Here is a 12,137-nt window from a genome sequence, read left to right as displayed (position 1 = left end):
CAGCGGCTGCGTCAGGCCACGTGGTCGTCATAGTGCCGCCGTGGCAGGAACGGCATCGCGTGCTGGCGCAGGATGCCGCGCGGCACCGTCTCGAGCGTCATGACGCCGTACTCGGCCGGCCACGCCTCCGGGTCCGTCGGCAGCCGTTGCGTGCCCATCAGCCGGTCGACCAGCGGCAGGTGGATCGCATAGTTGGCGTCGAGGTAGTCAGGGTGCCGCGCGTGGTGCCAGTGGTGGTAGCGCGGCAGCACCAGCACGCGCTCGAGCCAGCCGAAGCGCACGCCGAGGTTGGCGTGGGCCAACACCGCCTGCAGGCCGACGAGCACCACGTAGGCGTTGACCGCCGAGGCGGAGAACCCCAGCACCAGCAGCGGCAGCAGCACGAAGCTGCGGGTCAGCACGATCTCCACCAGGTGCATGCGCGAGCCCGCGAGCCAGTCCATCTCGCGACTGGAGTGGTGCACGGCGTGGAAGCGCCACAGCCACGGGACGCGGTGGTAGGCGCGGTGCAGCAGCGCCTGGGCCAGGTCGGCGACGAAAACCGCCATCAGGAACTGCACCCACACCGGCAGCGACTGGATCGCGTCGCGAAGCGCCGGATACGCCGCCAGCGCCGCCAGCGTCGCCGTCGAGGCGGTGACGGCGATCAGGACGAACTGCACCAGCACGTGGCTCATGAAGAAGTAGGCCAGGTCGGTGCGCCAACCCCGCCTCAGCGGCGAGAGCGGCAGCCGCCCGTACTGGCGCTCGATCGGAACGAACACCAGCGCCGAGAACAGCAGCGACAGCACGAACCAGTCCAGCCCGAGGGAGTAGGGCGTGTCGCCGATCGCGTCGAGCTGCACGTTGGTGCCGCCGGCGAGCACCGCGACGGTAGCGCTGGCGACGCCGACCAGCGCGACCCGGCGGTCGCGGCCGCGCAGGATCGCCAGCGTGCCGGCGGCGAACGCGGCCGCCAGCCCGGCGAGCAGCAGGTGCCGGGCGAACGCTTCGGTGTAGATCGCCCGGAACTCGGCGCTGGTCAGCAGCCGCGGAAAGTGGAAACACAGCACCGCCAGCAGGCTCAGCATCCCCAGCAGGGCCGAGCCGTAGGCCAGGAACGAGCGGCGTTGGGGTCGCATCGGGTCGATCCGTCGCGTGGCGTGGCCGCAGGCTAGCCCAGGCCGCGGCGTCAGTACCACTCCAGCAGCGACACGCCCAGTCCGATGTAGGTCGCCCGATGGTCGTAGTCGATCAGGCTCTCGCCGTAGCCGTCGAACACCTGCACGTGCCCGCGCAGCGAGCGGCTGATCGGGAACCCCCAGTCGAACTGCACCGCGCCGCGCGAGCGGTCGCCGCCGCGCAGCGAATGCCGGCCCATCAGCGCGAACTCGTGCCGCCCGCGTCGGTGCACCAGCGTGGCGTCGCCGCGACCGACGTAGTCCTCGATGCCGGGGTTCTCGTCCTCGTCGCCGTCGGAAATCCGCCACCACGGGCGCAGCATCAGCGACCAGTCCTCGCGGTCGAAGCCGACGTTGGCGATCACGCGGTTCCAGCTGCGCGAGAGCGGGTCCGCACGGCCGTTGGACTGGTGGTTGATGCCGAAGCCGGCCAGCCGCCCGTGCCAGCCGGCGAACTCGTAGCCGGTCCGGAACACCAGCAGCACCTCGGGTTCGTAGTTGGTCTCGCGGAACGGCCGCGAGTTGTCGGCGTCGTAGACCTGCCAGCGCGAGCTCTGCGTGTAGCCCATCCACAGGTCGCCGTTGTCGCCGAACAGGTTCTCGACCGCCTTGGTCTTGAAGCTCAGCTGGAACTTGGTTTCGACGTCGTCGAGCCGCTGCTGCTGGCGCGGCAGGTCGGCGCGCGAGCTGGCCGGCGTCTCGTTCGGCGCGCTGGTCCAGAACGCCGGGAGCAGGTACACCGGCTTGTAGGCGCGGAAGTTGAAGACGCCGAGCTTGGAGGCGCGCGCCAGCTCCCAGCGGCTGTCGAGCAGCGATCCCTGGCCGGCGTTGGCGATGCGCGCGTCGAGCGAATTGTCGGGCTCGGCGTCGAACAGGTCGCTGACGACCCGGCGCCGTCGCTCGTCGCGCGGGAGCGATTCGCGCTCGAGCTTTTCATAAGGCTGCGCCGCCTCCTTGGCCTCGCGCGCGCGACGGGCGTCGTCGTCAGCGGCGCGTGGATCGCGTGCCATGCGCCCGAGCGCGGCGTCGTAGCAGGCTAGGCGCTCTGCATCGACCTCGATCGATTTGCACGCCTCGGGCGAAGTCGCGGCCGGCGCCTGCGCCAACGCCGGCTGCGAGGCGAACAGCGCGATGGCCGCGGCGGCGAGGAGGGGGGCGGGCGCGTTCGCGCGGCGGTGCGGGCTCATGCGGCGATGGTAGCCCGCCGCGATTACCGCTGGCGCGGCTGCTGCCGTTCGCGCCCGCGGGGATCGCGCGGCGCCCGCGCAGCCGTCGCCTACAGCTGCGACTTGATCGGCAGCAGGAACTTCTCCATCAGCTTTTCCTTCATCGGCCGCTGCTGCCACTGCTCGTACGAGTAGGGCTTGCCCTGCTGCAGGTCCTTCTCGAACACCGCCGTCATCGACTGGGCGAACTCGCGGTCGTAGACGTTGAGGCTGGCCTCGTCGTTGAGCTGGAACGAGCGGATGTCGAAGTTGGTCGAGCCGACCGACACCATCTCGTTGTCGACGATCACCAGTTTTGTGTGAAGCATCGTCGGCTGGTATTCGAGGATCTCAACGCCCGCCAGCAGCAGCGGACCCCATTCGGCCTTGGACGCGATGCGGACGGTTTCCGAGTCGATGTGCTTGCCAGGCAGCAGGATGCGGACGCGCACGCCGCGCTGGCGCGCCGCCAGCAGCGCCTTGATCGCCAGCGGGTCGGGCACGAAGTACGACGCGGCCATGTCGATCGAGCGGGTCGCCGCCTCGATCGCCATCAGGTACATCAGGTGCATGCTCTCGCTGCCGCCGGCGGGAGAAGCGATGAACAGGTGCGCGTCCATGTCGCCGACCGGGTCCAGTTCCGGGAAGTACTCGGCGCCGTTGAGCACTTCGCCGGTGGTCTTGATCCAGTTGTCGTTGAACGCCGCCTGCACCTGCGCGACCACCGGCCCCTCGATCTTGAAGTGGCTCTCGCGCCAGTGGTCGGGGTCCTGCGCGTGCCCCATCCACTGGTCGGCGATGCCGACGCCGCCGGTGAACCCGACGCGGCCGTCGACGACGAGAAGCTTGCGGTGCGTGCGGTTGTTGAGGCGGCCGAGGTTGTACCAGTGCAGCGGGCGGTAGTGGTGCACGCGCACGCCCGCCGAGGTCATCCGGTCGACGAGCTCCTGGTCCATCTTGAAGCTGCCGGCCCAGTCGACGGTCACGTTGACCGCGACGCCGGCGCGCGCCCGCTCGGTGAGCGCCTTCGTGAACTCCTCGCCGATGTCGCCGGACCAGTAGATGTAGGTCTCGAACGTGATGGTCTTCTGCGCGGCGCGGATCGCCTCGAGCATGGCCGGGAAGATCTCGTCGCCGTTCTGCAGCGCGGTGATCCGGTTGCCGCGGGTGATCGACGGGCCGAGCATGACGCCCATCTCGCGGCGGAACTGCGGATCGGCCACGGCGTAGCGGTGGACGAGCTTGCGCTCGAGCTTTTTCTCCGGCGTGGCGAAGTTCATGGCCAGCACGACGGCCAGCACGGTCACCAGCGCGGTGATCACGATCGTCCAAATCATCCGCTTTCGACTCCAGCGCTTGAGCATCAGGTTCCCCCAGTAGCCGGCTACGTTGGCGAGCGGCGTGGCGAGGCCGCGTGAAGCCCGGGCGGCCCCGGCGCTAGATAACCCACGCCAGCGCGAACAGGCCGAGCATCGCGAACGCGAGGCCGAGCTTGAGGACCGTGCCGACGAGGATGCCCACCCAGGTGCCGAATCCGACCCGGGTCGCCTGGCCGACCTGCCGGCTGTGCAGCAGTTCCCCGGCCAGCGCCCCGACGAAGGGGCCGACGAACACCCCGATCGGGCCGAAGGCCAGCCCGGCGAAGGTGCCGACGATCGCGCCGGCCACCGCGAGCCGGCTGGCGCCGACGCGCTTGGCCCCCATCGCCGTCGCCAGGAAGTCGATGCCCAGCGACAGGGCGGTCATCAGCCCCAGCACGACCAGCGGAAGCCAGCCGACCTGCTCGAAATCGCCGGTCCACGCGGCCAGCAGCATGCCGGCGAAAACCAGCGGCAGGCCCGGCAGCGCAGGCAGCACCGTGCCCGCGATTCCGACCAGAACCAGCACCCCGGCGAGCACGTAAAAAAGTACGTCCAGATCCATTCCAACCCCCGTCCCATAAGCCTTTCAGGCTCGATTGCATTTTCATATCGCGCGGGGTACCGTGCGATCGCTGCGCTTGCCAGGGTCACCGTGAATCGTGGCCCGATGCGGTTGATCCATCTCGATCGCTACATCGTCGTACCTCGCTTCCTCCTTGCAACCAGCACCGGCGACAGCCGTGACCCACCCCAGCAACGTTCCAGGGAGCAAGTAAATGGCCGATCGTGAGGAAGGTACCGTGAAGTGGTTCAACGACGCCAAGGGCTTCGGCTTCATCAGCCGCGCCAACGGCGAGGACGTGTTCGTGCATTTCCGTGCGATCCAGTCGCAGGGCTTCAAGAGCTTGAAGGAAGGGCAGAAGGTCAGCTTCACCGTCGTCCAGGGCCAGAAGGGCCTGCAGGCCGACGCCGTGCAGCCGCTCTGACTTCCGTTCGGCGCGCCCGACGGCGCGACGGCAGATTGAAAACCCGGCCAAGGCCGGGTTTTTTTTTGCGCGGTATCGCGGCCGCTATCGATGCCGGTGCCGATACCGACGGCGGCGCCCCGGAGGCGACGGCCCGCCGGAACGGGCCGTCGGGGTGCGGCGCCGACCGCGGTCAGTTGAGCTTCGGCGTGTTCTCGGCGAAGTACTCGTGGTTGTCCGCGTTGTTGAGCGCGCCGTTCGGGTCGGACGCGGCGAGGTTCCGCGCGCCGGTCTGGCCGTACACGATGTCGTCGGTGCCGGCGACCACGTTGAAGTGGCTCATCTCGTGGATCAACGTGCCGGCCTTGGAGTCGGTGCCGGTCAGCGGCGCGCTCCAGAAGGCGCGGCAGACGAAGATCTCGTACGGCCGGGTCGGGTACACGTACGCGTAGTAGTTCTGGTTGCAGCCGCAGTTGATCTTGATCTGGCCGGCGTTGAGGTCCATCGCCGCGTCGATGTCGACGAAGTGCTGCTGCGCCGTGGCGTAGCGCGCGCTCGTGTAGGCGCCAAACCAGGTCGTGTAGCGCGATCCGACCGTGCCGGCGTTGAGGTAGCCCTTGGCGTTCTCCGAGTAGCCGCGGGCGGCGACGACGGCGTCGCCGGCCGTGCCGGTCTGGGTCGTCGTGCATCCGACGTACGACACGCCGTTGACCACCGTGCCGCCGCTGCCGGGTTTGCCCTTGCGCGCCGTTCCGTCGTCGGCCTTGGCCGCGCCGAGCTGGTCGCTGCCGTCGACCCAGAGGGTCAGCGGCGCGCTCTGCGCCAGCATCGGCAGGCCCTTCGCGGTCCGCAGCATGCGACCGTCCGACATCGACGCGAACTGCAGTGGCGAGGCGAACGTGACCGTGTACTGGCCCGTGCGCGACAGGTCGTACGCCGCCGACAGGTCCACTACGGTGCGCCGCGTTTCGCCGGCGCGCAGGATCTCGAAGTCCGCGGCCTGCGGCAGCGGACGCTTGATCATCGGGCCCTGGTAGTCGATTTCGGCGCCGTCCAGGCTCACCCGGAACAGCTTCGACTCGACGAAGTCGCTCGGTAGCGCCCAGCGCGGAACGCGGACGGTCTGGTTGCTGGTGTTGGTGATGGTGATCTCGACCGCGCCGAGGAAGTCGGCAGCCGAGCCGGCGGCGGCCACCATGCTGACCCGCAGCGGATTGCTGCCGGCGGCCGGTGGGGTGGCGGTGGCGGCGGCGATGGCGCCGACCAGCACGGCGGAGCCCGAGAGGGCGTGCGTCAAGCGAAATTTCATCCGTGATCCCCGAAGTGGAATGGCAGGGCCCGCGGTCGCGGGCGCATCGACCATAGCCCGGACTGACGCTGCACGGCACATTGCGCCGCAGCACGTCCGGCAAACCCGTGCGCCGGATCGCAAATCGCGGAAACCGGTCACCGCTGGTCGGTCCGTTTGGACATTTCGTCGGTTATTTTGTATACCGACGCAGCCGGCCACCCGGGGAAGCACGGGGTGGTGCAGGGATCGGCCGGACGCACGGGGACGCTAGCTCGCTGGCAACAGGGGACAGGGATGCGCGCAAGGCTGCGCGGTTTCACATTGATCGAGCTCGCGGTGACGTTGGCGGTGGCAGCGATCCTGCTGACCCTGGCGGCGCCGTCGATGGCCGACCTGCTGCGCGCCAATCGGCTGGCGGCGGCCAACAACACCCTCGTGACCTCGCTCAACGTCGCCCGCGCCGAATCGCTGCGGCGCGGACGCCCAGTCGCGATCTGCCCGACCACCGACCAGCGCACCTGCAGCGGCAGCACCGACTGGGTGACCGGCTGGGTGGTCTTCGAAGACACCAACGTCAGTGGCGCGCCGGCCTCGCCGGCGGCGGCCGGCGCCGATGCGCAGCGGCTGATCTCGGTCAGCGCGTCGCCCGGCGACGGCTTCCTGCTCACCGGCAGCGACACCTGGTACCGCTACGCGCCGACCGGGACGCTGAGCTGGTCGACCGCGGCCACCGGCGCCGAGCGCGCTTTCGTCCTGCGCAACACCGTCTGCCGCGGCAACGGCCAGCGCAGCATCACCGTCAACCGGATCGGCCGCATTCGCAGCGCGGCGGAGGCCTGCCCGCAGTGAACAACAACCGCCGCCAATCCGGCTTCAGCCTGATCGAGGTGCTCGTGGCGCTGGTGATCACGACGATGGGCCTGCTCGGCCTCGCGTCGCTGCAGCTGCTGTCGCTGCGCACCCAGCAGAACGCCTTCATGCGCGGCCAGGCCACCCAGCTCAACCACGACCTGATCGAGCGCATGCGCGGCAACTGCACGGCCGCGCTCGCCGGCCAGTACACGATCGACTTCGCCACCGTGCCCAGCGCGACCACGACGCAGGCGCAGCGCGACCTGGCCGAGTGGCGCGCGCAGGTCGCACGCGTGCTGCCCGACGGCCGCGGCGCGATCGCGGTCAACGCGACGACGCGCGTGGCGACCGTCACCGTGCGCTGGGACGACGCGCGCGGCGACCAGGGCCAGGAGAACCAGCCCGAGAACGCCGGCGATCCGGCGCTGCTCGAGTTCACGGAGAGCACCCGTCTATGCACGCAGTGAGTCCCATGCCCAAGCGGTACCGCACGGCCGGCTTCTCGCTGATCGAGATGATGGTCGCGCTGGTGCTGGGCCTGATCCTGCTCGGCGCGGTGGTGCAGGTGTACCTGTCGACCAAGCTGACGTTCGTCGCCCAGGACCAGAAGTCGGCGGTCGAGGAGGGCGGTCGCTTCGCGCTCGACTACATCGCCCGCGACGTCCGCATGGCCGGCCTGACCGGCTGCGGCAGCCGGACCGTGCCCGGCGGGCAGCCCCTGCCGGTGCGCAACCACCTCGTCGGCGGCGGCGCCTACCCGTACTTGTTCACCGACGCGATCCGCGGCCTCGAGGCCAGCAACAGCGGTCCCGCGCAGACGGTGACGCTCGCCGCCAGCAATCCCGCGGTCGGCGGCACGTGGAACGCTGCGCTTCCGGCGGCCGTCGCCGCGCTGGCCGTGCCCGGCTCCGACGTGCTGCTGTTCAGCGGTTCGCAGGCGCAGGTGTGGCCGCTGGTCGACCCGTTCGCCAGCGGTGCGCAGATGTTCGTGCAGCTCGGCAACGACATCGCCCAGGGCGACATCCTGTTCGTCACCGACTGCTCGCAGGGCGTCGTGTTCCAGGCGACCTCGGTGAACACGGCGGCGGGCCGCACCAACGTGACCGGCTCGCAGGGCGGCACCGTATTCCCCGGCAATTCGTCGCCAGTCGCGGAGCAGGGCCCGAATGGCGGCGCGTTCCGACGCGGCGCCGTCGTCGCCCGCGCCAGCAGCATCGCGTACTTCATCGGCCGCGGCACCGGCGGCGTGCCGTCGCTGTTCCGCGCGAGCCTGCTGGCGCCAACCGCGTCGCCGCAGCGCCGCGAACTGCTGACCGAGGAGCTGATCAACGGCGTCGAGTCGATGCAGCTGCGCTACGGCATCGACGTCAACGGCGACTTCGGCGTGGATGGCCTGGCGATCGCCAGCGCGGTGACCGACTGGGCGCAGGTGCGTTCGGTGCAGGTCGGGCTGCTGATGCGCGGCGCGGACAACAGCCTGCAGGGGCTCGACACCCAGACCTACAACGTCGCCGGAACCACCGTCGACCCGGTCGACGACCTGCGCCAGCGGCGCGTGTTCTCGATGACCATTTCGCTGCGGAACCGACTGCCATGAGCACGCCCTCGACGATCCCACGCGCCCGGCGCCAGCGCGGTTCGGTGCTGATGGTCGCGCTGATGATCCTGATCGTGCTGACCCTGCTGGTGCTGGCCGCGACGCGCGGCTCGACGCTGATGGAGCGTCTGGTCGGCAACTCGCGCCAGCTCGACCAGGCCTTCCAGACCGCCGAGGCCGCGCTGCGCCAGGGCGAGGGCCTGCTCGACCAGCCCGAACTGCCGAACATCCTCGACACCGCCGGCTGGTACCACCACAACGACAAGCCCGCGCCGGACTGGAACACGCCGGCCGCGTGGGACGCGGCGGCCAACGGCAAGCTCGCGTACTCGATCGACCACGACGGCGACGGGGCCGTCGCCCAGGCCCAGATTGCGATCGAAGAGCTGCCGCCGGTGCCCGATCCGGGCGGCGGCCTCAACCCGACCGAACAGCCGCAGGAAAGCACCGTGTACCGCGTAAGCGTGCGCGGCTACGGCGAGCGCGGCGACACCTTCGTCATCCTCCAGACCACCTACCGGCGCTGACCGCGAAGGGATCCGCATGAAACTCAGTCCCTGGGGAATCCTGTCCTGCGCGGCGCTCGTTGCCGGTGTCGTCGCGCTAGCGCCGGGGCGCGACGTGCTCGCGGCCATCGCGCAGCAGCCGCTCACGCTCGGCGGCCGGGTCAAGCCGAACGTGATGCTGGTGGTCGACAACTCCGGCAGCATGGACGGCGAAGGCCTGTTCCCGACCAACGACGGCGCGCTGTGGTGGAACACCGTCACGCAGACGTTCTATGGCGCCACCAGCGGGCGTGGCGGCGGCCCGGGCCTCAACTTCAACGACGCCGGCCAGGCCAACGGCACCTGGAAGAAGTACATCTACCTGTTCCCGGCCAGCGACCGCGTCTACGGGGACGGCGCCAACGATCATTTCGCCACGCCCCCGGCGCCCGACTACGCGTTCGCGCGCAGCCCCGACTACAACGGCCAGTACTACAACCCCGCAGTCACGTACGCCCCGTGGCCGAGCCTCGGCGCGACGACGTTCACCGACGCCAGCCCCGCGGCCGCGCGCTCGAACCCGCTCGCCGCGACCCCCGTCGTCAACCTGACCGGCACGGTGACCCAGTCGTTCCGCGTGCACCCGGGCATGCGCATGCCCAACGGCACGCGCAAGGCCAACAACGCCGCAGCCGACAACCAGGACTACACCTACCGGATCGCCTCGTACTACCGCCGGCAGGTCGCCGCGGCAGGCTATTCGGTCGCCGGAACGAGCTACGACTGCGCCACGCCGAGCCCGGCCGCCTACGTCGCGTGGACGAACGGCGGCGCCGCCACGTTTCCGTCGACGGTGCAGGCGCTCGCGCCGGACGGCTACTGCCTGTCCCGCACCGAGATCGCCGCCGGCACGCCGGAGATGCAGAACTTCGCCAACTGGTTCCAGTACCACCGCAAGCGCCACCTCGCGCTGCGCGCGGGCATGGGCGAGGCGTTCTCGGACCTTGGCGGCTTCCGGACCGGCATGACGCCGATCAACAACCGCCCCGAGAACATCACGATGTACGACTTCGACGCCCAGCGCGCGCAGGTCTACGACGCGATGTACGGCATCGGCGGCAACGGCGGCGGCACCCCGAACCGCGAGGCACTGAAGTTCGCCGGCGACCAGTACAACCGCAACGGCGCGGCGAACTCGGCCACCGCGCCGATCGTCACCCACGTCTGCCAGAAGAACTTCGTTCTGCAGTTCACCGACGGCTTCTCGTTCCCGGACACCAGCAACAACGTCGGCGGCGTCGACAACACCCGCGGCGTGCCGTATGCCGACGCGTACAGCAACACGATCGCCGACATCGCGATGCGCAACTACCTGCGCATCCGGCCCGACCTGGCCGGCGGGCAGGTGCCGGTGCCGGCCGGGTGCTCGGCCGCCAATCCGGACCCGCAGCTCGACTGCAATCGCAACCCGCACATCAACCACTACAGCATCACGCTCGGCGCGCAGGGCAACGTCTTCGGGGTCACGCACGAGCGCGTGGCCGACGCCTACGCCAACCCGCCGGCATGGGTGAACCCGACCGCCGAACGCAGCCCGGTGCAGGTCGACGACCTCTACCACGCGTCGGTCAACGGCCGCGGCGAAATGCTCAACGCCCGTTCGAGCACCGAGCTCACGGCGCGGCTGTCGCAGGCGCTCGGGTCGATCCTCAACAGCGCCGGCGGGTCGGGCTCGCGCACGGCGTCGTCGTCCACTCGCGCCGGCGGCGGCACCCAGCTGTTCCAGGCCCGGTTCAATTCGACCCAGTGGACCGGCGAGCTGCTGGCGTTCCAGATCACCCCCGGCGGCAGCGTCGGCGCGCTCAATTGGAATGCGGCCACCGCGATGCCTGCGCACGGGGCGCGCGAGATCTACTTCGCCGCCGGCAGCCAGCTGCGCGACTTCGAGTGGGGCAACCTGTCGGCCGCGCAGCAGCTGGCGCTGAACCTCAATCCGGCCGCTCCGGCGCTGACCGACAACCTCGGCGAGCGGCGCGTGCGCTGGCTGCGCGGGGACGCGTCGGCGCAGGCGCTGGCCGGCGGGCAGAAGCTTCGCGATCGCGCGACTGCGCTCGGCGACATCGTCAATTCGAGTCCGCGCTACGTCGGCACCGAGAACTTCGGCTACGACCGCCTGCCGGCCGGGGCCGCGGGGCGCGATGCCTACACCGCGTTTAGATTGGACAAGGCGGATCGCCAGCCGATGGTCTACGTCGGCGCCAACGACGGCATGCTGCATGCGTTCGATGCCGAGACCGGCATCGAGCAGTGGGCGTTCATTCCGTCGGAGTTCCTCGCCACCTCGCTGGCCGCACCGTCGCCGGCGATCGCGCAGCTGCCGCGCAGCGACTACGCGCACCGGTACTACGTCGACGGACAGCCCGTCGCGGGCGACGCCTACTTCGATGGCGCGTGGCACACGGTGCTGGTCACGCCGATGGGCGCGGGCGGCCGATCGGTCGTGGCGATGGACATCACCGACCCGGCGGCGCCGGAGCTGCTGTGGGAGTTCGACCCGTCCGACGACCCGGGAATCGGCACCATCACCGGCCAGCCGAGCATCCAGCGCATGGCCAACGGCCGCTGGGCCGCGATCTTCGGCAACGGGTACGGCCAGGCCGGCTCGGCCAAGCTGTACATCGTCGACATCGAGACCGGCAACCTGGTCCGCCGCATCGACACCGATCCGGCCGTGCCGCTGGGCACGGTCAACGGGCTGTCGGCGCCGTATCCGGTCGACATCAACGGCGACGCCATCATCGACATGGTCTACGCCGGCGACCTGTACGGGAACATGTGGCGCTTCGACGTCAACAACGCGCTGCCGGCGCAGTGGGGCGTCCGCCACCGCCAGGGCGCGGCCCCGCGTCCCTTGATCACCGTATGCGCCTCGGGCAACGTCAACGGGATCTATGCCTGCCCCGCGGCCAGCCGCCAGCCGATCACGGTGCGGCCGGTCGTTGGCCGCGGCCCGCAGGCGGCCGGCCAGACCGTGTACTTCGGCACCGGCAAGTTCTTCGAGGACGGCGACAACCAGGTCACCGGCAGCGGGCCGGTGCAGAGCTTCTACGCGGTATTCGACGACAACAACGCGGCCGGCACGCCGGTGGCCGGGCGCAATGCGCTGCTGCAGTAGAGCATCCTCGACGAGGTCACGCTGACCAACTACGGGACGTACCGCG

At 69.9% G+C, this 12,137-nt stretch carries 11 protein-coding genes; 6 read left to right on the top strand and 5 right to left on the bottom strand.

Translation table 11 applies throughout. The features are described from left to right. Nucleotides 1-11: 11 nt before the first annotated feature. The 4 genes from D3A60_RS09150 to D3A60_RS09135 all read right to left on the bottom strand — a co-directional run bounded on the left by D3A60_RS09150 (nt 12) and on the right by D3A60_RS09135 (nt 4,288). Nucleotides 12-1,121, bottom strand: a complete 1,110-nt coding sequence (locus D3A60_RS09150; protein WP_119718364.1) for a sterol desaturase family protein — start codon at nt 1,119-1,121, stop codon at nt 12-14. Between the two features lie 50 nt (nt 1,122-1,171). Then, nucleotides 1,172-2,347, bottom strand: coding sequence for a phospholipase A (locus tag D3A60_RS09145; RefSeq protein ID WP_119718363.1), 1,176 nt, complete (start codon nt 2,345-2,347; stop codon nt 1,172-1,174). Between the two features lie 89 nt (nt 2,348-2,436). Next, a complete protein-coding gene (locus D3A60_RS09140; protein WP_119718362.1) occupies nt 2,437-3,702 on the bottom strand; it encodes a phospholipase D-like domain-containing protein in 1,266 nt (421 codons plus the stop codon). Nucleotides 3,703-3,802: 100 nt separating this feature from the next. Then, nucleotides 3,803-4,288 carry a DUF456 domain-containing protein gene (locus tag D3A60_RS09135; RefSeq protein WP_119718361.1) on the bottom strand — a complete coding sequence of 162 codons (486 nt, stop codon included), beginning with the start codon at nt 4,286-4,288 and terminating at the stop codon, nt 3,803-3,805. Between the two features lie 214 nt (nt 4,289-4,502). Between D3A60_RS09135 and D3A60_RS09130 the strand changes: the two genes are divergently transcribed. After that, nucleotides 4,503-4,712, top strand: a complete 210-nt coding sequence (locus D3A60_RS09130) for a cold-shock protein (RefSeq protein WP_119718360.1) — start codon at nt 4,503-4,505, stop codon at nt 4,710-4,712. 172 nt (nt 4,713-4,884) lie between these two features. Here D3A60_RS09130 and D3A60_RS09125 read toward each other — a convergent pair whose 3' ends face one another. Beyond that, a complete protein-coding gene (locus tag D3A60_RS09125; RefSeq protein WP_119718359.1) occupies nt 4,885-6,000 on the bottom strand; it encodes a M35 family metalloendopeptidase in 1,116 nt (371 codons plus the stop codon). A 276-nt stretch (nt 6,001-6,276) separates the two neighbouring features. Between D3A60_RS09125 and D3A60_RS09120 the strand changes: the two genes are divergently transcribed. From D3A60_RS09120 to D3A60_RS09100, 5 genes are read left to right on the top strand one after another with little or no spacing between them, the layout of a single operon-like run. Continuing rightward, complete coding sequence (locus D3A60_RS09120) at nt 6,277-6,831, top strand: GspH/FimT family pseudopilin (protein ID WP_119718358.1); 555 nt, start codon at nt 6,277-6,279, stop codon at nt 6,829-6,831. Then, a complete protein-coding gene (pilV, locus tag D3A60_RS09115) occupies nt 6,828-7,301 on the top strand; it encodes a type IV pilus modification protein PilV (RefSeq protein ID WP_157981444.1) in 474 nt (157 codons plus the stop codon). Before D3A60_RS09120 ends, pilV begins: the two co-directional genes overlap by 4 nt. Before the next feature lie 5 nt (nt 7,302-7,306). Then, entirely contained in the window at nt 7,307-8,431 is a 1,125-nt protein-coding gene (locus tag D3A60_RS09110; protein WP_196778698.1) for a PilW family protein, read from the top strand. After that, nucleotides 8,428-8,958 (top strand): pilus assembly PilX family protein, encoded by a 531-nt coding sequence (locus D3A60_RS09105; protein ID WP_119718356.1) that lies wholly within the window; start codon nt 8,428-8,430, stop codon nt 8,956-8,958. The genes D3A60_RS09110 and D3A60_RS09105 overlap by 4 nt, the downstream gene beginning before the upstream one ends. Nucleotides 8,959-8,974: 16 nt before the next feature. Next, the gene (locus tag D3A60_RS09100; protein WP_157981443.1) at nt 8,975-12,091 is read left to right on the top strand and encodes a pilus assembly protein; all 3,117 of its coding nucleotides are present in this window, start codon (nt 8,975-8,977) and stop codon (nt 12,089-12,091) included. The last annotated feature ends 46 nt before the right edge of the window (nt 12,092-12,137 follow it).

The organism is Cognatilysobacter tabacisoli (assembly GCF_003586305.1).
Classification (GTDB): Bacteria; Pseudomonadota; Gammaproteobacteria; order Xanthomonadales; family Xanthomonadaceae; genus Cognatilysobacter_A; species Cognatilysobacter_A tabacisoli.
Note: the sequence above shows the minus strand (reverse complement) of the source record. Positions and strands in the feature narration are given on the sequence as shown.